Consider the following 19740-nt stretch of genomic DNA (forward strand, 5'->3'; position numbering starts at 1 on the left):
GCTTCCCCGTTCACCACGCCGAAATCGTTCAAGTACTCCCCCGGGTCCGGAATCATCAGAACGACCTTCTCCTTATAATCCGGCTGCCCCAGCTTGGCCCCGACTTCCTTGGTCGCTTCGTTAAGCTGCTGCATGTCGCCGGTTGCGGCGAAAGTCTTATTCAGATACCATTGCCAATCTTCCAGATTGGCTCTCCCGTCATAGCCCCGGCCGGCCGGCGATGTAAGACCGAGATACAGCACGCCGTCAAACAGGCGATCCACCGGCTGCCCGGCTTGATTCACATAGCTGATATTCGGAATGATCCGTTCTTTCGTCCAATCGCCTAAATTATCCTTATAATGCCCGTTGTACAGCAAGCCCAAATGGTTGATTCCGGCTGTCGCTTCTCCCGGCTTTAAGTAGCCCACCTGATCGGGAGGAACCGTTACCGCTCCTGCTACTTTTCCATCCGTGCCCCAAATCTCGACTTCATCGATGAGGCTCCAAGCCCGGGTATGCATCGGGAAGGTGACTTTCACATAGCGGGCGTAAACCATCCCCGTAACGGTTTTATCGCTTTGGATGCCGTCCCGGCTTCCGTCCCATTCGAAGGTCTCTTGTCTTGGAGGACCGTCTCCCCAGAGAAGCTGGGTAGCCTTGTGTGAAAGCGCTCCCCAATTTTGGCTGTCGTCAGAGGCGTACATCGACACCGACAACGGGACAAGAATCGAATTCGTGGGCCAATCCTGCAAGAAATGTGCTTTAACCTTCGAGATCGACTTTTGCTCGCCCAGATCGAATACGACCTCGCGCGTCATTTTCTGCACGTGTCCTACCCACGCCGGGTCCGACATATCCAATGCGCCATATTTTCCGTCGGTCAGCTTCCGGTTAGTATCCGGATGCGCGGCCTCCGGCGCTTGCGACCATATATAATTCAGCCCTAAAGCAAGGTTCCGTTCCTGGGGCTTCGCCTCTTCCGCTTGCACGGCCGAAATCTGTGACAAGAACATGACGGCCGTCATGACGGCTGCTGTCCATTTTATTTTCAATCCCATAAATCCCGCTCCTTCCAACGTTAAGTTAATGCAGCATCAAGCTCTGGATAGATCACGTTCGAATCCAGCTTACAGGAGACGTTTCGTTCAAACCTCGGGTTCATTCATGCGGCAGAGCCTCCTTTCCTGACGATTCCTTCGCGGTCAATGCTTGACGCATGCAGGAATCTTCTTACTGTAAGAATAAGTAATCCGGGCCTATTTTCAAAGAGATAAGTTATGACTTTTGTATACAATTGTTTACTTGTTTGCTTCCGTACCGGAACACGGCCACGTCAAGAGGTGTATACGAAAGTAAAGAGTAGTATATGGTTGAAGGCGCGTCCCCTGCCTATACTTGAACTATGCAGGTGGCGTTATCCATACTGAAGGAAACACTCGGAGGAAGACAACCGGAGACTTGTAACATAAGTTTGGAGGGGTAGCATGAAGAAGACAACAAAGGCGCTTTCGTTCGCCGCATTGGCGATGAGCTTGGCGGTTACGGCATGCAGCAATAACGCAAACGAATCGGAAAACAAAGCGGATAACGCGGCATCCGGCCAAGGAAACGGTGTGATCGAGGTATCGACGGTTTCGCCAAGCGATCAGTATCTGAAATTCGACGAAGGCGAGAACTTTACCAAGAACGCCGTGTATGATGCGTACGAAAAAGACATCGGCGTCAAAGTGACCAACAAGTGGGTAGCCGATACGAGCCAATTCAAGGAAAAGGTCAAAATCACGATCGCATCCGGCGATCTTCCGGACTTTTTCCCGGTGAACGCGACGCAGTTGAAAGAGCTGACCGAAGCCGATATGATCATGGACCTGACGGAAGTGTACAACAAGTATGCCACGGACGAAACGAAGAAGTATCTGACGATGGACGGCGGCATGCAGATGAAGACGGCCATGTTCGACAATAAACTGATGGCGATTCCGAACACCTATAATCCGTACAACTACCAGTTCCTGTATGTCCGTACGGACTGGCTGAAGAAGCTGAATTTGCCCGAGCCCAAGACGATGGCAGACATGATGACGATCGCCGAGGCTTTTAAAACCAAAGATCCCGGAGGTACGGGGAAACCGTATGGACTCGCGATCAGCAAAAATCCTTTTAATATTGAAACCGGGGTCACGGGATTGCGGGCTTTCCTGAACGGATACCATGCCTATGAAAATATTTGGATCGAGGATGGCAAGGGCGGGCTGGTCAACAGCGATATTCAGCCGCAGGTGAAGCAAGCGCTGGCCGCACTGCAGGACATGTTCAAGAAAGGGTTGATCGATCCCGAATTTGCGGTGAAGGACGCGGAGAAAGAGGCTGAGCTGATCTACAGCAACGGCATCGGGATGGTCTATGGCGCCTCGTGGACGCCAGCCCAGCTCGTCAAAGGCGCCGTGAAGGACGGGAAAGTGGTGCAGGAGTGGGGCGCGTTCCCGATACCGACGGTAGATAGCAACCCGGCCTTATCGCAAATCGGGCTGGGCGTGGACGAATATTACGTTGTCTCCAAGAAAGCGAAGCATCCGGAGGGCGTCATCAAGCTGCTGAACCAATGGATCGCTGTCGATAATCACCCGACCGAAGAGCAAAAGGTGTATGAGTTCGGCAAAGACCGTAAAGAGAAGGGCAACAATTACTGGCTGATCAATCCGCTCCGCGTCGGCAAGCAAATCGACAACAACGGCGAGGTGCTGCCTAAAGCGATTGCCAATAAGGATACGAGTATTCTGGAGTCGAAGGACCAGAAAACGCGATATGAGCGTGCGCTGAAGTACGTGAACGGCGATACGAGCATGTGGTGGGAATATCTGATTTCGGGTCCGAATGGCGTGTATTCGCTGATTCCGGCCATCCAGAAGAACAAGCAGTACCTGCAAAACAAATTTTACGGCGCGCCGACGCCGACCATGGCCGAGAGACAGGAAATTTTGCTCAAGAAGCGGGACGAGGTCTATTTTAAAATCATTATGAATCAAGTATCGGTCGATGAATTCGATAAATTCGTGGAAGAATGGAAGAAGCTTGGCGGCGATGCCATGACCAAAGAAGTGAACGAGTGGTACAAGACGAAGAAATAACGGCTATCCGGCGAATCGAGGGATCGGGCGTACACCGTCCCTCCCTCTTTTTTTCATGGTACCGCAACAACATCTTTAGGCATACGCGAGGTGAATGGCGTGAATGGACTGACACGGATGTGGAGGCGGGAGTGGCCTCTGCATATGATGCTGATTCCGGGAATCGTGCTGGTGGTAATATTCTGCTATGTTCCCATGGCGGGCCTCATCATGGCTTTCCAGAAATATATCCCGAACAGAGGCTTGTTCGGCTCACCCTTCATCGGGATGAAAAACTTTCAATTATTGATCGATTATCCCGATATCGGGCGTATTTTCTTCAATACCGTCTATATTGCCGTGATGAAAATCATCGCCGGTCTGGTCGTGCCGATCACGGTGGCCATCCTGCTGAACGAGCTGCGGAGAGAATGGATCAAGCGAACGTTCCAGACGCTCGTCTACTTGCCCCACTTTTTATCGTGGGTGCTGTTAAGCGGGATCTTGGTCGATGTGTTGTCTCCATCGTCCGGCATTCTCAATCAATTTCTGGGGCTATTCGGTATCCAGCCTATCTTTTTCCTAGGAAGCAACGCCTGGTTTCCGTATGCGATGGTGCTGTCGGATGTATGGAAGGAATTCGGCTTCGGCACGATTGTATATCTGGCTGCGTTAACCAACATCAACCCGTCGCTCTATGAAGCGGCGGAAATCGACGGCGCGGGGCGATGGAAGCAAACCTTCCATATCACGTTACCCGGCATGATGCCGATCGTCATCCTGATGCTGACGCTGAATATCGGGAACGTCCTGAATGCCGGCTTCGAGCAAATTTTCAACCTTTACAGCCCGCCGGTCTATGAAAGCGCAGATATTATCGATACTTTCGTCTATCGTATGGGGGTGCAGCAGGCGCAATTCGGCTTCGCCACAGCGGTAGGTCTGTTGAAATCCGTCGTATCGTTCATCTTGATCGCCATTTCCTATGTACTCGCCTATCGCGTAGCGAATTACCGGATTTTCTAAGCTTCGTCCGTTATCAGAAAGGAGGCCTACCGTGGCGATAAAGACATCCTTGGGCCGCAAACTATTTATTGCGTGTAACTACATCTTCCTGGCGCTTCTGTCGTTCCTGTGCCTGATGCCGATTATTCATATTTTGGCGATTTCGTTCAGCTCCGGTACGGCCGCCGCGGCCGGCCAGGTTACGCTGTGGCCGGTCGAGTTCACAACGGCCGCCTACAATAACGTGTTCGGCAAGCCCGAATATTTGCGGGCGTTCTGGGTATCGGTCCAGCGCGTTGTGCTGGGAACGACCCTCAGCATGTTTTTGACGATTCTCACGGCCTATCCGTTGTCCAAGGAGCCTCGGCAATTTCGGCTGCGAACGTTTTACGCCTGGTTCTTCGTCTTTACGATCCTGTTCAGCGGCGGTCTGATTCCCACCTATCTCACGATAAAATCGCTGAATTTGATCGACAGCATCTGGGCGTTGATCCTGCCGACAGCCGTTCCGGTGTTCAATGTCATCCTGCTGCTGAATTTCTATCGCAACTTGCCGAAGGAGCTGGAGGAATCGTCGCGGATCGACGGCGCAGGCCATTTTACGACCTTATGGAAAATCTACGTGCCGCTCTCCCTGCCTGCCTTGGCCACGACGGGACTGTTCACGATGGTCGGCCATTGGAACAGCTGGTTTGACGGAATGCTGTATATGAATCATACTGAAAATTATCCGCTGCAAACGTTTTTACAGACGGTTATTATCAAGATGGATTTCCGCTTCATTAAAGCAGAGAATGCCGAATTGATGCTTAAGCTGTCCGACCGCACGAGCAGAGCGGCGCAAATTTTCGTAGCGGCCTTTCCCATCCTGGTGGTGTATCCGTTCTTGCAGAAGCTGTTCATTAAAGGAATCGTCATGGGGAGTGTAAAAGGATAATAGCGAAGCGGTCTGCAGGCATTAGAGGAGAACATACGATGAACTGCTTATTCTTTTTGCGTGATTCCTCGATTTTCAAGAAGGTGATGGCCGCTTTTCTGGCGGCTTTGCTGCCGCTGATGGCGATTACTTGGACGATCAACGAGAAGGGCTCGGACAATATCCGCAGCGAAATTACCGAATCGGTTCTGAATACGACGCGGTTCTATATGGACTCGCTGGACAAGGAAGCGGATCGCATCAGCCGTTATTTGCCGAACTATGTGATGGATACGGACTTGATGGAGCTTGCGGCAACCGGCAATGACATGAGTCCGTACGAGCGGACGCGCAAAATATTGGATGTTCAGCGGCGGCTTGAGCTGATGAAAAATTCAAGCCCCTTTATCGAAGAAGCGAAGGCCTACGTCCCGCTCCTCAAGCGCAGCATTCTCAGCAACGATTATGAAACCCTTCTGGACCCGGAGGAATATATGGCGATGCAGCAAAATGCGAAGCTGTACGAAGCGCCGTTCATTTACTGGAACGACCGGCTGTTTATTACGATGCCATATCCGGGAAATGCGGTCCGAAGTCCGTTATATATTCTGGGAGTCGAGCTGTCGGCGGCCAAGATCAAGGAAACGCTCGCGCAAATCGGCCGTACGCGGGGCGGGCAGAGCGTTCTGCTCAATTTGGAGCTGGGGTGGAGCATGGAGACGGGGATGGACTCGGCTTTGCTCCAGCGAATGAAGTCTTTTGCCTTGGAGAAGCGGGAGTTGCAATCCGACGAAGGCCATGAAACGATCGTACATGACCATAAAAGGTATCTTGTGGTGTATAAATACTCCAATCTCTGGAATTCGTATTCGATTACCTGCATCCCGGAAGAGATGGTTCTGGGTTCGCTGCAAATGTATCGGACGTTGTTCTGGTGGGCGTGCGCGCTGGCCGTTTGTATCGTGATGTTTTTTACTTATTTTCTATTGCGGTTTATTTACCGGCCATTGATGAAGCTGGTGCATTCCTTCCGCCGCGTGCAGCAGAACCGGCTGGAGCCGATCCTCATTGATCGAGGAGCGGATGAATTCGGTTATTTGTACCGGGCCTTCAATGATACGGTGCGGTCCTTGAAAACGTTGATCGAGGAAAACTACGAGCAGCAAATCCGGAATCAGCGTTCGGAGCTGAAGCGGCTGCAATCGCAGATTAATCCTCACTTTTTATATAACTGCTTCTTTGTGCTGTGCCGGTTGATTAAATCGGAGAGTCAGAAGGAGAAAGCGTATCAATTTTGCTTATATATCGGGCAGTACTTCCAGTTCATTACCCGCAACGACGAAGATGAAATTCCGCTTGAGCTGGAGGTGGAACATTCCCGCACGTATGTCGAGATGCAACGAATCTGCTACGGGGAACGGATTCAGGTTTTGTTCGAGGGAGATGTCCCTGCCATGGACGTGCCGCGACTCATTCTGCAGCCGATTATCGAGAATGCGTATAAGCATGCGTTGGGCAATATGCTTCAGCCCGGCGAGCTGTGGGTGCATAGCGAGCGGAGGGACGGCGACTTCCTCCTCTATGTCGAAGATAACGGCCAAAGCATCACGGATGAGGAGATCGATCTGCTGCAGAAGAAGCTGCGCTATTCCTCGAACCGGATCGAGGAAACGACCGGCATTATGAACGTCCATCGCAGAATTCAGCTGCGCTACGGAGAAGCATATGGCATTACCGTGTCCCGTTCGGAGTTGGGCGGACTGCAAGTCATCATCAAACTGAGCGTAAGCTAAAGGGGGAACGGCATGTACCGACTGCTGATCGTGGATGATCTTCCCATTATCGTCGACGGCCTTCTTGAGCTATTCGAGCAAACCGGCCATCTGCCGCTTGAGGTGATGAGCGCTTATTCCGGCGAAGAAGCGCTGGAGGCGCTGTCTCACCACCGGATCGATATCGTCGTGTCCGACATTAAGATGCCCGGCATTGAAGGGATCGAGCTGCTGCGGGAAATCAAGTCGCAGTGGCCCGCCTGCAAGGTGATTTTTCTAACAGGCTATAACGATTTCCACTATGCCCGAAGCGCCATTACCTACGGCGGGTTCGATTATATTCTGAAGGTCGAAAGCGACGAAAAGATCATTCAATCCGTCGAACGGGCCATCGAGAAAATCGAAGAGGAACAGGATCAAGTGCAGATGATTGCAAGAGCGCAATCCAAGATGAGAATGGCCTTGCCCTCGCTGCAAAAGGAGTTCATGTGGGGACTCTTGCAAGGCAAGCAGTTCACAGGAGAGGAGCTCAAGCAGGCCTTCAAAGAGATCGATATTCCGCTCGATGCGAGCCTGCCGGTGTATTTGCTCATGGGAAGGGTGGATGCCTGGAAAGAGATGTTCACCATGCCGGATAAGGCGCTGCTAACCTATGCGCTGCAAAATATTTGCGACGAGTATTTGTCGGCGCAGGTACGAAGCTTTTCCGTCGTCTTCGAGCTGTCCAAGATCGTCTGGATCATTCAGCCGAAAGCTTCCGACGAGCTGTCCGGCCATGCCGGCGGTCTGGATTGGATGAGAGCCCACCGGTATACGAGCGGTATTCTGGACAGCGTGCAGGAAACGTGCAAGAAGCTGCTGCGGCTGTCGGTGTCGTTCTTGCTCGGCAGCGAGGCGATCCCTTGGAACAGCCTCTCGGACCGGTTTCATTCGAACAAATACGGCCTGATGCAAGGACACGGATTGTTGCATGAGGTCATTATGACCGATAAGGACATGCAGAAGGCGGACCCTAACGACAAAGCGGAAAGCTATCATGACGGATTCTTCCATGCCCGGGTACAATTGCTCATGACCTGTCTGGAGAACAATCACCGCGAGCAGTATAACAAGCTGTTCGTCGAGCTGACCGCCATATGGAACGACCCGGACACGCCCTGCGAGCGGAAGAGCGAGCTGTACCATTCCCTCTCATCCGTGTTTTTGTTCTATCTCTACAAATATCGGGACATTCGCGATCACGTCAATTTGCAGGTGGACCTCGACATTTTGTTTCGTTATGACGATTCGGCCTCATGGCCGGAGCTGGTGGAATATTATTGGAAAATCGCTGACTGCGTCTTCGAATGGAATGCGCAGCGGGGCTTGCAGCTGCCGACGGAGGTGGTGAATAAGGTGCACCGCTATATCGAGGAGCATATCGCTACGGACATTTCGCTCACCGCTCTGGCGGATTACGTAGGCTTAAACCCGTCATATTTATCCAGGCTGTATAAGCAAATGACCGGGATCGGGCTATCGAAATATGTGAACGATTACAAGAACGTGATCGCGAAAGACATGCTTCTGAACACCTCGATGAAGGTCAATGAAATCGCGGCCGCGCTGGGCTATAACTCGGCGCTTTCGTTTATTCGCTTCTTCAAGAAGCAGAACGAGAGTACACCGCAGGATTTTCGCACGGCGCGAAGTCCGATGCCTAGTTCGCAATAGTTAAATGAAAAAAATCAAACCGTCTTGTTTCTATGACAGCGTAAAATGATATCTGAAAAGGCAAGGGCAACCCTTGCTTTTTTGTAAGGTACTGTTAAGGAATAATGTCGATTTTTTTTATTCAACTAGCGGTGCAGGTTTGTTAAAGAAGAAAAATGGAGATTTATTGAACATGCAAGGCAAAAAAACACCCTGTCTTGTTAAGAGTGTTTTTTAGAGAAGGAACCCTTTTGTCTAAAAGTAAAGTTCCATTGTGTAGTCACTGGCATGAGATGTAAAATCCCCCATCCCACGACGTTCCCCACCGGGTTCATCCCAGCACCGATCAAATATGTGATTAGGGAGCTCGGTGTAGGCATCTACACGCTTTGGCCATGTGTGATTATAACCTTCGTCGTGGGCGAAGAAGGAAAAGGTTTTATTTTTAGCTGACTCGGAATAAACCGTTTTGCTCGATCTAGGTCCAATTTTCCACCAGCCTTCTTTTCTCCATTTGCTACCAGTACATCTGTCATCCCTGTAGGCGATAGCTACCCAAATGGTTTTTCCAGTGTCGTTCCTAAAGTGAAGTGGCATTGTTGTACCCCTCCTCCTTTTTGTCGGGGCGAAGTGTCACAGAGTTTGGGACAGGAGAATATACATTATTTAAACCCCGATCAGACACAGGCGTGCCCTTAGACCTACCTCTACCATAGGTGTAGCTTGAATGTACTGATCCTGTAGGTACTCGGTTTATGTCATAAGTAGGTGTTATATACCAAGGGCTTGTTTGATACTGCGGATATGGTACCTTATATTCATAAGGGAAATTCAGATTAGGTCGAAATGAAGGTACATAATATAGATGATGCATAGACAATCACTCCTCATATGTTGTTTATTGGTATTTCTCCGATATTTTATTTAGCTGTCGATGTTTTAGATGATTGTCTATGTATAATTGAGGAAATCGCCTAACAAAAAGACGTTAAACCGACTAAATAAGAATCCGTCGTGAACTTCAAATAGCCGCCACTTGGCAGTCAGATGGAAGCCAGTGTATGACGGATGAAGATTAAAGGGTGCGACAGGTATCTGGCAGTGAAGATGACCACGGCATAAATGGCTCTAGCGCCTTCGGAGCCCGGAGATCCGAAAGCTGCGGCAATTGCTCGAATAGAACCGTCTGAGCCGATCTTTCGCCGGAAATTGAATGAAGCTGGAGTCACTCTGCATGGCGCAGATTATGTATATTATTTTTCAGAAGCCGAGAAGAACGTATTGCTGCAAGAACATCTGGAAGGCGACTTGCGCCGGTTAACGGAGCAAGATGAAGCGGCTTTCTCCGAGTTCCAGCCCTCCGCCTCGGAACAAGACTTGGATGACGCTTATGTAGAATTGGATCACTGGGCGGTGTTCGGTTCTTTTGAGCACAACCGTCTGGTCAGCGCCGCCAGTATGTATCCCTGGGAGGAGGATTCGCATATTGCGGATCTCGGCGTACTGACTCTGACGCCCTTTAGAGGAAAAGGTCACGCCCGCAAAGTGGTGCGTTCCATCAGCAAGTACGCCTATGAACAGGGATACGAACCCCAGTACCGATGCCAGCTCGATAACCAAGCGTCCGTGTCGCTGGCTAAAGCGGCGGGTTTGACGCTGTTTGGAAAGTGGGATGTGGTTTCTCCCGACTCCACGGACTGAGAGGCCTTCACGCAGCCGACATAAAAATGCACCTACCCGGACATCCGGCATAGGTGCATTTTTTGTTAAATCTCGAACTTATTCATATATTTGTTCAATGTGGTGGAAAGCTGGCTAAGGTCTTCGGCTTGTTTAGCAAGCACCTCGACGCTGTGCAAATAGCCTTTGGCCATAGCAGCCATTTCCTCCGAGCTGGCGGCGGTTTCTTCCGACGTTGCCGATATGCTCTGGATGAAATCGACCAAGCTGTCGTTGCTTTCCTTCATGAGTTGGCTGCTCGATAAGATGTCTTCCACTTTCGTTTGCAGGATGCCGAGATTGTCGGAGATGTTCATGAAAATGTCCCGGGTATCGTTCACGTTCTTGACGTTTTCTCCCACAATGGTCAGGTTGGTTTTCATTTCCGCAACGGCCAGCTCGGATTTTCCTCGAATAGTATCGACCTTTTGCTGGATTTCCTCCGTCGCTTTCGAGGTTTGTTCCGCAAGCTTCCGAATTTCGGCGGCTACCACGGCAAAGCCTCTTCCGGCTTCCCCGGCTCGGGCGGATTCGATAGAGGCATTGAGCGCGAGCAAGTTGGTTTGGTTGGCAATAGCATAAATCGTGCCGACGATGCTTGTGATCTCGACCGAGCTGCGGTCCACCTCAACCACGATGCTCTCGACATTTGCGGAAGCTCTTTTGTTCTCCTCGGAAGAGAGGGTCAGGTCTTTAATAATCGAAACGCCGTTATGGCATAAACTATTGGTTTTGTTGACCATCGATTCGATCTCCGAGGTACTGTTCAAGATGTCCCCCATGCCGCGCGCCATATCAGATACTTTATCCGAGCCGTGTTCCGTTTCATTGGCTTGCTCTTCGCTTGCTTTGGCGATGTTGTCAATCGCATGTGAGAGCTCGGTCGTAGAAACCAAATTGTCGTTGGACACCTGGGTCAGATGTTCGGAGGTGGCGGTGACGCTGCCGGATGCTTGCTTGATCGAACCGACAACCTCTCTTAATGCATGTCTCATTTCACTGATGGCAACCGTCATTCTTCCGATTTCGTCGCTTCGTTTCATGAGCTTCTCATAGGAGGCGTCTTCTTTCAGGTCCAGCTTGCTGGTTTTTTGAATGAGGGCTACCAAGTGGTCCAGCGGTTTGAAAGCTTTCTCGTAGATCATCAGCATGACGATGATAAAGAGAACCAGGCTAATAGCCACTATGATGCCCACATTAGTCAGAATTTTGGTTATGGTCTGGCTGATTTCGCTCTGCGGGATGCCGATATCCATGGCGCCATAAAGCTTCCCGTCCTTGTAGATCGGGGTCATGATATCGTAAGTCCAGATTTTTTGCACATCGGCATAAAATGCGCTTGTCTTGATATTTCCGTTCTTGGCTCCGTCTTCCGTATACGGATCATCTTTATATACTTTGCCGATCTTCTGAGAATCGCTATGAGCGACGGCGGTCACATTCGTATCGATGACAATTGCGTAGGTAAGATTGGTTTCCTTGATCTTTCTCTCGACGAGAGCTTGGAGGCTCTTGACGCTATCCGGATTCCCCGCCAGAATCAGCTCGGCTTGATCGGCAATTTCCTTGTTCAACTCGATTCCCTTGTCAATCAGAATGGTGTTCATGCTGCTTCGGATGGAATAAATCGTGGCAATGGTCGAAGTTGTGAGCATTAAGAGGAGCAATAGAAGTGTGATGCCTACGACTTTGTTTTTGAGCTTCCCGGATGTTCTCTTTTCCATCATGTGTATACCCCGCAGTATGTATAGAGTCTTGATGCTGAACCCATTATAATGACGGTTTGTTTATTATTCAATAAAATTTGGTATGGAAAAAATTTCTTCCACGGGAGATTAAACGAGTTTATGGTGCGTGCTTATGCTTTAATGACATGGATATGTAGTAAGTATCTTTTTCTACAATTAGTTCGGTATGGACTACAGCGTAATTGATTCCTTCCATGGTGATTCCGTTTACCAGTTTGGACAGACGAAGAAATTCTCCAATGTCGGTGACGTAAATATCTGCCACCGTGTCGTCGGGGTATATGCATAGTACTCTGATGGTGTTCAGTCCTTTCTTTTTTGAAATAGCCTGTTTTCATTCAAATGACTTGATACCGAAGGCCTACCTTGGAAAAGGGGCCGGTCTTATTATACCAAAAAATATCCCTTTAGGATATATTTTTAGAGAAATAAGCTCTATAGTCTCTTGGAGTAACTGACTGGCTGGTCTATGGTTTGCTTAGGGTGATTACCGTGAGCGATTTGATGAAAATGGTAGGGGAAGGCATCCGGCACTTTCGAAAATTACGTGGACTAAGTCAAGAAGAACTTGCAAATAAGGCTGAGGTACACGAAACTTACATTGGCAAGCTGGAGCGTTCCGAAAAAGTCTGTTCCGTAGAAGTGCTGGATAAAATTACGAATGCGCTCGATCTGTCGATGGTTGAGTTCTTTAGGTATGTCCAGCCTGTGAGTGGAAAGGGAAGCGAGTCTACGCTCGAAGAAATTGTGAACAAGCTCCGAGGCCGAAGTGTAAACGAGCAAAAGAGGGTACTGAAGGTCATCAGCGCTATGCTGGATGACCCGTTGGATTGAAAAATCGGAAATATTCTGGTTTGATTGCTAAAGGAGCTGCCGCGGCATGCTCCTTTTAGCTTTTTTGGCCATTATAACAGTAAAGCTGAACGTACCATAAGTCTATCCAGATCATTGGCCGACTCCCAATAGCATTTATCGCACAATATTTAATTTATGGTAGGGATGGTTGTTGATGATACGAAGTGCTCGATAAAGCTGTTCAATTAATATAGTTATTTTGAGTCCTGCTTCCATATTCATTTGATTCAGCGTCAGCCTCTCATCGTATGGTGCGGTTTCTGAGCCGATAATAATGGAGACATCTGATGGCCTTGCCGGTCTGGATGAAAGTTGAACAGTTCATTTGTAGCGGATTGCTCCTGATGACTGCCATTCTCATCTTCGGCCCATTTTCATGAGGTACAGAGAGGAAGGCCGGTCTGATTCCACATGAAAATGTGACAAATCTGAATTATCATTTTCGAAAGGTATCGCCTTGAACGCCGGAGTGGTACTCTGAAGCGGTACTCTCATTTAGCGGGTTATGCGGCGGACTGTGTACGAGAATTGCTGAACTAACGGGACACGTTAGTTTAGATATATTCCCCACGAGGCCGTCCACAAACATTTGGAGTAGGTTAAAAATTTTAACGGAAATTCATCTGAAGTGAGGAGTTCTGTTGGAAGAAAATAAAAAAAAGGCATACTTGACGATCAATTATCAAGCGTTTTTAGATATTAAAAATAGTGGTGAATTCAGTAAAGAAAACTTCAACCAAGTATTTCGAATCGCTCATGTTTTTCACAACCTTGCCTTGTTCATCATTGAAGATTTTGAAGGTTTTGACGAAGATGAGTTTTGGAGCAAAGTAAGAGGTCTTGAAAGGGATTTCGGATTAACTCATTACAAGATATTGTTTGAGAAAGCGTACAGAGACGAGTTAATTCGCTAACGGACACGATAACTTAAAAAACAACCAAGACGCGGCTGCCTGCATGAATTGGGCAGCCGCGTTAAGCTAAAGGGAGCATAATTTAACAAACCTCCACGCGAATTAGTAAAAAATGTTATAATATGGACGGCAAATTGAAGGAGGTTTAAAATGAAAAATTCTTCCTACAATCCATTTAATGACGAGACGCTTCACTCTACTGTAAATCAAACCCAATCGAATTCTTTAGACGAGAGAGTTCCCTATAACGATGTAATCAAACATGGGGATATTGTTCAAGGTTTCCAAGCCCCTAAACGATTAGAACAATTTCCAAAGTGGTATCAGAATCCCCGAAGAATTTATGCAACCATCTCGGTACTTGGCTTCGCTTCGTTTATGATATATCAGATTATCCAAATTATCACAGCTATTGCATTCGGGAAGTAGCCCTTTTGTATATCGACGGTAACTTTGTTGAAGTAACGGGTACGATAGCTCAACGAAACAAGGAACAGTTTGCCGCGGCAGGTGTACGTTTCAAAGGAGCCATGATAAAAAGCGCTCCCTTTGGTTTGTCGTAAATCCTCAATCTTCTTCTTTAGCCTCGATTGCCGCGTAGGCCATTATCTCTCCACAGGGGAGAATTTTAGTTTATCGTCTTGTGTTTTCCTTGTTCTCTGTCCCTGCACAGTGGCTAGAACTACGCCGCAAATGATTAGAACAGAACCTGCCGCTTGCGTTAAGGAAATCGGGGTGCCAAGCGTGATATAACCTAAAATCATGGCGACAAACGGTTGTAAATTCAGAAACAGGGAGGCTTTAGCCGCCCCTACCTTGCGGATTTGTGCATTCCAGATAACTGCGCATAAGCCCTGAATAAGCAGAGCCGATCCAAGCAAGAGAACCCACCACCAGAAGTGAGGCTCCACCTGTACGTGAGGCTCGCTCCAGACCGCCACCGGGTATACCGAAATGCAGCCCAGCACGGTGGTATACACCGTTGCGACAAATGCATCCATACGTTCCGTCAGCTTTTTCATGAGGATCATAGATCCCGACAATGCCAGCATACAGATAAACATGATCCAGACGCCTTCGGTAATGGCTGTGCCCATGCTTCCGCCGGGTCCAACTACGAAGAAGACACCAGCGAGGGCGACAATCGAGCCTGCAGCCATGCGTTTCGTTAACGGCTCCTTCAAAAATAAGCGGGCAAACAGCGCCGTAAAAATTGGAGCTAACGATAAGATGAGCGAAGCCGTCGTTGCATCCGTTGTCCGGAGTCCCGTAAAGAAAGAAACTTGGTGAAGCAGCATCCCAATCAGAACGAAGGGTACCAAATAAACGGAGTCGCGGAACGTAATCTTCGTTATGCCACGGGTTGCAACCAAATAAATAAGCAGGAACGCCGATGAAACCATAAGCCGGTATGCCGACAGATGCAAGGCGGGAAATGCTTGCAGCAGCAGCGAACTTAAGACGAAATTGCTTCCGTAAAGGGTTGCGCAAAACAAGAGAGGCAAATAAGTTCGCAAGCAGATGCGCCTTCTTTCACAGAAATACGGATAATGGAGCGGATTTAAATGTGTTTGATTGCGATAAGCTCTATTTCAATCTTGGCGTCTCTTGGAAGTCTTGACACTTCTACGGTTGTTCTAGAAGGGTGATGATTGCTGAAATATTGGCTGTACACTTCGTTCATCTGCTGAAATTGCTCTAAATCCGTCATGAAAACGGATGTTTTTACAACGTCTACTAAAGATAATCCAGCTTGAGCTAAAACGGCTTGCAGGTTCTTTAATATTTGATGGGTTTGGTCAACGATGCCTTCTTTCAGATTTCCTTCGGCATCAATCGGAAGCATGCCTGACGTATAGACGGCATTTCCTAAAATGATGGCTTGCGAATAAGGGCCGATAGCTGCGGGTGCTTTTGTTGTTGTAATAGCGGTATGGCTCATCGTATTAAATTTCTCTCCGTCTTTTATAAATTGGTGAATAAAAAGGCCCGAGGCGACAATGCCGCGGGCCTCTAATTAGGCAAGCGATATAATCCTAAAGTCCGCTCGTACAGCGGAAGCTTTATTTCGCCGGTGCGTACGCTTCATCCAGGAATCCGCGGATGGCTTGAAAAGCCTGAAGTCTGTTTTTCTCCAGAAGGACCATATGCGTCCCTTCACCGATTTCAACCCAGCGGCGATAGGCAGCTCCTGTCAGGGAAGTGAAGAAATTCTGAGCCAATTCAAGAGGGACATCGATATCCCACTCGGCATGGACAAGAAGGACGGGAACCGTAATATCCTTAGGATCATAGAAAGCTTTGCCAGCCGTCCAGTATTCGCGGATATCCAGGATAGGGCCGTTGGTCGCCCGGATATGCTCAGGATGATCGGTTAGGCTCCCCGGGTCAGAAGCAAGAGTGGCGTTGACCCATTGTTCAAACCAGCCATCCGGAATCAGATCGCCGCGTTTATGTTCCGGTGCGGCGCTTAGCCAGCGTTCCATCGTGCTGCCGACAGCAACAAGGCGATACGAACCAAGCGGTCCTCCGGTATCGATCGGAACCGGTTTGGAGCTTAGCCATTGCGGAGCGACAAGCGTAAGCTTGTTTACTTTATCGTTGTTTCGGCTGGTATAAGCTCCCGCAACCGTTCCTCCCCAAGACATCCCAAGTACGTTGACCTTCGTTAAATTCCGGCGTTTCAGAACGTAGTCTATGGCTGCACCAAAATCCCGGACCCCTGTCTCCGTGCGGACAAGCGGCGGATTAAGGTCGGCAGGCTGCTCCATCTCGGGCGGTCTTGTCGAGCCGCCGTAGCCGCGAATGTCCACGGCATACACGTCATAGCCATGGCTGGCAAGGTAGTCCAGAAAAGTGAAGCCGTCCAGCTCCACATCGTACAGACTGCCAATTGGATAGGTAGCGCCATGAACCATCACGATTGTTTTTTCGTTAGAGAAGGTATTCATGGAAGCCGGACGTTTATTTCGCACATAAAGCTCGATTCCGGGCGTATCGCTCGGGATACGCAAGTCTTCGGTCACGATATGGATATTATTAAGATGGGTTATCATAAGCTCAGCGCCTTCCATATTGCGTTTTGTTGTCAGGTCGTATTAAATAAAGTCCCACTTGTATCCAGTCCCGCTGCGGGTCACGTATCCCGCCGCGCTTCCGGGGAAATGCGTACTGAAATAAATGACCTGGCGATCTGCTACGGATTCCAGCACCCGGAGCCGTGAAATACGCGCTTGATCGGTAAATTCGCAGTACATGGAATTCCATTCCGGATTATAGACTTGAAACGGATGATGCATCACATCGGCGCCAAATAAAGCTTCTTCTCCGCCGGATTTAAGCCGGATGGACATTTGGCCGATGCTGTGGCCGGGTGTCGGAATGAATTTGAATATATTAAGAAATTCTCCGCCCTCAGGGCCAATGGTCTGCGTTAAGCCGGCTTCAATAACAGGCAATACGCTTTCTTCGTATACGTTAAAATTTGCTTCGTTTGCTTTGTTGTGGCTGGCCTCGCTGGAGTAATATTGTTGCTCTGCGAGCGGAAATACGTATTTGGCATTGGGGAAGGTCGGCACCCATTTTCCGTCCACAAGCTTTGTATTCCAACCGACATGGTCCACATGCAGATGCGTCAGCAGAACGTAGTCCACTTCCTCGGGCGTAACCCCCGCCTCCTTCAGCCGCTCGAGATAGGGAAGCTGGAGATTGGCGAGATCGGGATTTAAAGGCAAGTTTTTATCGTTTCCTGTAGCCGTATCGATAAGAATCGTATGCTTCGGGGTCTTCACCACCCACGTTCCAATGCTGACGATAAGCTGAGAATTGCCATCGATCAGGCCAGCCGGAAGAGAGTTTCGATTCTCCTCCAGGAACAGGGGGTCCCACGATCCCGGAAAATATACTTCTGGCGGAACACCGTCAAGCATCATCTCCGTGACACGCGTAACGGTTACATCACCTACTCGATAGACCTTGGGATTTTTGGCAGTCATTTTTTAAGCCCCTTTCATCCTTCTGACAATGTTTCTATGAACTCGGATAACAAGGAAACCGCTGTAATGTTGTGATTCGTATCTCGGTACCCTTAAAAAATTTCGCTGTAAATGAAAATGATTCTGTTGAGATGAACGATGTTCAGATACCCGGGTAAAATTCGTTCGTCAACCTTTATTAAATAGTAGTCCAATAATGGCGCAAAATCAACGTTTTTACACCGTAATTCCACCCTAGTGAAAGGGCTTGATATTGCTCATATTTACGCCTATTATAAAGATATAAATTTCGCCGATAGCGAAATCATAATGAAAATTTAGGAGGCTTGCATATGAATTCGATCGGCGAAGCCATTCGAAGCACGCGAAAAAAACAGAAATTAACGCTCAAGAAGGTAGCTCAAGCAGCCTCTGTATCCTTATCTTTTCTCAGTGAAATTGAACGCGATAAGGCGAATCCGTCCATCAGTGTTCTGAAGCGCATAGCGAATGCATTAAACGTGAATTTTACCGATTTGTTCGGCGAGGAGAAGCGAAGCATTGTCGTTAGAAAAAACGAGCGCAAACCTTTGGTGCATTCCGAGGGATCCCGTATTACCTGGTACGCGCTCAGTCAAGGAAGCAGCAACCGGATGGGACCGATATGGGGAGTGTTGGAAGAAGGAGCAGCCTACGGCGACATCGGGGTCGGCCATAGCGATGGCGAGGAATTTCTATTTGTGCACTCCGGGCGATTGGAGTTTGTGCTTGGAAATGAACGTTATACGCTCGAAGAAGGGGACAGCATCTATTATGATGCCAGAATCCCCCATAGTTATAGGAATATCTGGGAAGGCGAAACGCTGCTAATAGCAGTTGCTACTCCGCCTACTTTTTGACTAGGTCGCTTGGAGGATGCCTCGCACTGCGTGCAAGCGGATCGGCCGAACCGGGTAACCTGGAAGGTTTTTGATTTCGCTGAAACCATTACGGTAAGGGTTAACGATAGTAAGTTCACAGCCGGAGAGATGAGTGCTATGATAATCAGCCATGTCAGATCAGGGAAAATGAGCCTTCCGAAGAACTGTATTCCAGCAATATTCATCACAATGCCAAAAGCGATAAACGAGATGAGTGTAATTATATAAGAGGGAAGTAGTGATTCCGTAGCGCTATGCTGGATGACCCGTTGGATTGAGAGAGAAACGATTTACGGGTATGTACTCCTATTTATGTAATAAGTAACAAAATAGGCAAACGTAAAGCCAGTTAAGATACTGATTCCAGCAACTTCTCTTGTAGCATAAGGGGATTCGGATAAGCTGCTTTTTTACGCCATTTCTTCTTCTAAGCTACAAATTTGGTCTGCGGTCGTCCTTGGCGAAAGGCTTCTTGCTTAAAGGGCTGGCCTTCCCGATAACGCTTTACTCATACTTCTACCTGTGTCTTATTTCGAATCCCAAGTTGTCTGGTCACCTCTCGGTTACCAGCCTAACTGCTTGCATTTTTTAACTCTAAAGGATAACTGTTATTCGTACGGCTTCGTTCTCCTATGAAAAAATCCCCTCTGGTCGATAACGTTTTAAGTCCATCTTTCCAGATGTCTTTTTACATTGTCTACCATGAGGGGATATTACCAATAATGGTGTTTTTCATTGTTCTTCCCTTTGTCATTCCTTCTGTTATTTTTGCTCCCAGGTTTTTCTCTATTTCGGAATATTTCATATCAGTTATCTGCTCTTTTATACTGCTCTAACTCAGCCTTTAATCTGGCATTCTCATCCAACAACTTTTGTACGTCGGGTATGTCCTTGCCGGAAATCCAGCCACCCAAATCGTCTCTTCCTCTATACTCCTTCAATTTTTCATGAAGTACCCACCTAATGTGCCATTCTTCTGCAATATGAAATATGGCTACATCTTCCATTACGGATTGCTTAAACTCTTGGAACTTCTGATAGCTTGACACGCCGACAAAGTCGTATGGCTGTCGTCTTAATGCTTCATCGGTTAAAACAAGAGCGAATCTTGGCTTACCTAGTGCCCCATCAGGCTA

At 48.5% G+C, this 19740-nt stretch carries 18 protein-coding genes and 1 pseudogene; 10 read left to right on the top strand and 9 right to left on the bottom strand.

What is annotated here, in order from left to right; genetic code table 11:
• Positions 1-1040 (bottom strand): DUF4855 domain-containing protein (locus tag QJ48_RS16095; RefSeq protein WP_157261649.1); only part of this gene is annotated, 1040 nt, incomplete at its 3' end.
• A 426-nt stretch (positions 1041-1466) separates the two neighbouring features.
• Here QJ48_RS16095 and QJ48_RS16100 point away from each other — a divergent pair.
• From QJ48_RS16100 to QJ48_RS16120, 5 genes are all read left to right on the top strand, one after another.
• Positions 1467-3110, top strand: a complete 1644-nt coding sequence (locus QJ48_RS16100; RefSeq protein ID WP_054974585.1) for an extracellular solute-binding protein — start codon at positions 1467-1469, stop codon at positions 3108-3110.
• Between the two features lie 144 nt (positions 3111-3254).
• A complete protein-coding gene (locus QJ48_RS16105; protein WP_054974586.1) occupies positions 3255-4115 on the top strand; it encodes a sugar ABC transporter permease in 861 nt (286 codons plus the stop codon).
• Between the two features lie 31 nt (positions 4116-4146).
• Positions 4147-5031, top strand: coding sequence for a carbohydrate ABC transporter permease (locus QJ48_RS16110; RefSeq protein WP_193394450.1), 885 nt, complete (start codon positions 4147-4149; stop codon positions 5029-5031).
• A 38-nt stretch (positions 5032-5069) separates the two neighbouring features.
• On the top strand, positions 5070-6803 hold the full coding sequence (locus QJ48_RS16115) for a sensor histidine kinase (protein WP_054974587.1): 1734 nt from the start codon (positions 5070-5072) through the stop codon (positions 6801-6803).
• A 12-nt stretch (positions 6804-6815) separates the two neighbouring features.
• Complete coding sequence (locus QJ48_RS16120) at positions 6816-8495, top strand: response regulator (protein ID WP_054974588.1); 1680 nt, start codon at positions 6816-6818, stop codon at positions 8493-8495.
• A 234-nt stretch (positions 8496-8729) separates the two neighbouring features.
• Here QJ48_RS16120 and QJ48_RS16125 read toward each other — a convergent pair whose 3' ends face one another.
• Positions 8730-9071, bottom strand: a complete 342-nt coding sequence (locus QJ48_RS16125) for a DUF1036 domain-containing protein (protein WP_054974589.1) — start codon at positions 9069-9071, stop codon at positions 8730-8732.
• A 684-nt stretch (positions 9072-9755) separates the two neighbouring features.
• On the opposite strand from QJ48_RS16125, the gene QJ48_RS16130 reads away from it, so the two are divergent.
• A complete protein-coding gene (locus QJ48_RS16130) occupies positions 9756-10175 on the top strand; it encodes a GNAT family N-acetyltransferase (RefSeq protein ID WP_237762932.1) in 420 nt (139 codons plus the stop codon).
• Between the two features lie 65 nt (positions 10176-10240).
• Here the strand turns inward: QJ48_RS16130 and QJ48_RS16135 are convergent, their stop codons facing one another.
• Positions 10241-11920, bottom strand: coding sequence for a methyl-accepting chemotaxis protein (locus QJ48_RS16135; protein WP_054974590.1), 1680 nt, complete (start codon positions 11918-11920; stop codon positions 10241-10243).
• A gap of 513 nt (positions 11921-12433) precedes the next feature.
• Here QJ48_RS16135 and QJ48_RS16140 point away from each other — a divergent pair.
• Complete coding sequence (locus QJ48_RS16140; protein ID WP_054974591.1) at positions 12434-12775, top strand: helix-turn-helix domain-containing protein; 342 nt, start codon at positions 12434-12436, stop codon at positions 12773-12775.
• A gap of 135 nt (positions 12776-12910) precedes the next feature.
• Here QJ48_RS16140 and QJ48_RS39180 read toward each other — a convergent pair whose 3' ends face one another.
• Entirely contained in the window at positions 12911-13072 is a 162-nt protein-coding gene (locus QJ48_RS39180; RefSeq protein ID WP_157261650.1) for a 23S rRNA (pseudouridine(1915)-N(3))-methyltransferase RlmH, read from the bottom strand.
• Positions 13073-13437: 365 nt separating this feature from the next.
• Between QJ48_RS39180 and QJ48_RS16145 the strand changes: the two genes are divergently transcribed.
• Together QJ48_RS16145 and QJ48_RS16150 are read left to right on the top strand one after the other, a co-directional pair.
• A complete protein-coding gene (locus QJ48_RS16145; protein ID WP_054974592.1) occupies positions 13438-13710 on the top strand; it encodes a hypothetical protein in 273 nt (90 codons plus the stop codon).
• A 150-nt stretch (positions 13711-13860) separates the two neighbouring features.
• On the top strand, positions 13861-14139 hold the full coding sequence (locus QJ48_RS16150; protein ID WP_054974593.1) for a hypothetical protein: 279 nt from the start codon (positions 13861-13863) through the stop codon (positions 14137-14139).
• Between the two features lie 176 nt (positions 14140-14315).
• Here the strand turns inward: QJ48_RS16150 and QJ48_RS16155 are convergent, their stop codons facing one another.
• From QJ48_RS16155 to QJ48_RS16170, 4 genes are all read right to left on the bottom strand, one after another.
• Complete coding sequence (locus QJ48_RS16155; protein WP_054974594.1) at positions 14316-15227, bottom strand: DMT family transporter; 912 nt, start codon at positions 15225-15227, stop codon at positions 14316-14318.
• A gap of 44 nt (positions 15228-15271) precedes the next feature.
• Positions 15272-15652, bottom strand: a complete 381-nt coding sequence (locus tag QJ48_RS16160; protein ID WP_054974595.1) for a RidA family protein — start codon at positions 15650-15652, stop codon at positions 15272-15274.
• A 121-nt stretch (positions 15653-15773) separates the two neighbouring features.
• Positions 15774-16766: an alpha/beta hydrolase gene (locus tag QJ48_RS16165; protein WP_054974596.1), complete on the bottom strand. Its 993-nt coding sequence runs from the start codon at positions 16764-16766 to the stop codon at positions 15774-15776.
• A 42-nt stretch (positions 16767-16808) separates the two neighbouring features.
• On the bottom strand, positions 16809-17705 hold the full coding sequence (locus QJ48_RS16170; protein WP_054974597.1) for an MBL fold metallo-hydrolase: 897 nt from the start codon (positions 17703-17705) through the stop codon (positions 16809-16811).
• Between the two features lie 332 nt (positions 17706-18037).
• Between QJ48_RS16170 and QJ48_RS16175 the strand changes: the two genes are divergently transcribed.
• On the top strand, positions 18038-18583 hold the full coding sequence (locus QJ48_RS16175) for a helix-turn-helix domain-containing protein (protein WP_025846766.1): 546 nt from the start codon (positions 18038-18040) through the stop codon (positions 18581-18583).
• A gap of 827 nt (positions 18584-19410) precedes the next feature.
• Here the strand turns inward: QJ48_RS16175 and QJ48_RS38725 are convergent.
• Positions 19411-19722 (bottom strand): annotated as a pseudogene (locus tag QJ48_RS38725) (hypothetical protein); the annotation flags it as partial.
• Positions 19723-19740 lie beyond the last annotated feature (18 nt).

Source organism: Paenibacillus sp. A3, assembly GCF_001399685.1.
GTDB lineage: Bacteria > Bacillota > Bacilli > Paenibacillales > NBRC-103111 > Paenibacillus_G.

What these genes read in the sequence shown, in the direction of transcription:
- QJ48_RS16125 (WP_054974589.1), bottom strand. Translation starts at nt 9,071, where the DNA reads ATGCCACTTCACTTTAGGAACGACACTGGAAAAACCATTTGGGTAGCT.
- QJ48_RS16120 (WP_054974588.1), top strand. Translation starts at nt 6,816, where the DNA reads ATGTACCGACTGCTGATCGTGGATGATCTTCCCATTATCGTCGACGGC.
- QJ48_RS16135 (WP_054974590.1), bottom strand. Translation starts at nt 11,920, where the DNA reads ATGATGGAAAAGAGAACATCCGGGAAGCTCAAAAACAAAGTCGTAGGC.
- QJ48_RS16150 (WP_054974593.1), top strand. Translation starts at nt 13,861, where the DNA reads ATGAAAAATTCTTCCTACAATCCATTTAATGACGAGACGCTTCACTCT.
- QJ48_RS16115 (WP_054974587.1), top strand. Translation starts at nt 5,070, where the DNA reads ATGAACTGCTTATTCTTTTTGCGTGATTCCTCGATTTTCAAGAAGGTG.
- QJ48_RS16160 (WP_054974595.1), bottom strand. Translation starts at nt 15,652, where the DNA reads ATGAGCCATACCGCTATTACAACAACAAAAGCACCCGCAGCTATCGGC.
- QJ48_RS16175 (WP_025846766.1), top strand. Translation starts at nt 18,038, where the DNA reads ATGAATTCGATCGGCGAAGCCATTCGAAGCACGCGAAAAAAACAGAAA.
- QJ48_RS16100 (WP_054974585.1), top strand. Translation starts at nt 1,467, where the DNA reads ATGAAGAAGACAACAAAGGCGCTTTCGTTCGCCGCATTGGCGATGAGC.
- QJ48_RS16170 (WP_054974597.1), bottom strand. Translation starts at nt 17,705, where the DNA reads ATGACTGCCAAAAATCCCAAGGTCTATCGAGTAGGTGATGTAACCGTT.
- QJ48_RS16105 (WP_054974586.1), top strand. Translation starts at nt 3,255, where the DNA reads ATGATGCTGATTCCGGGAATCGTGCTGGTGGTAATATTCTGCTATGTT.
- QJ48_RS16165 (WP_054974596.1), bottom strand. Translation starts at nt 16,766, where the DNA reads ATGATAACCCATCTTAATAATATCCATATCGTGACCGAAGACTTGCGT.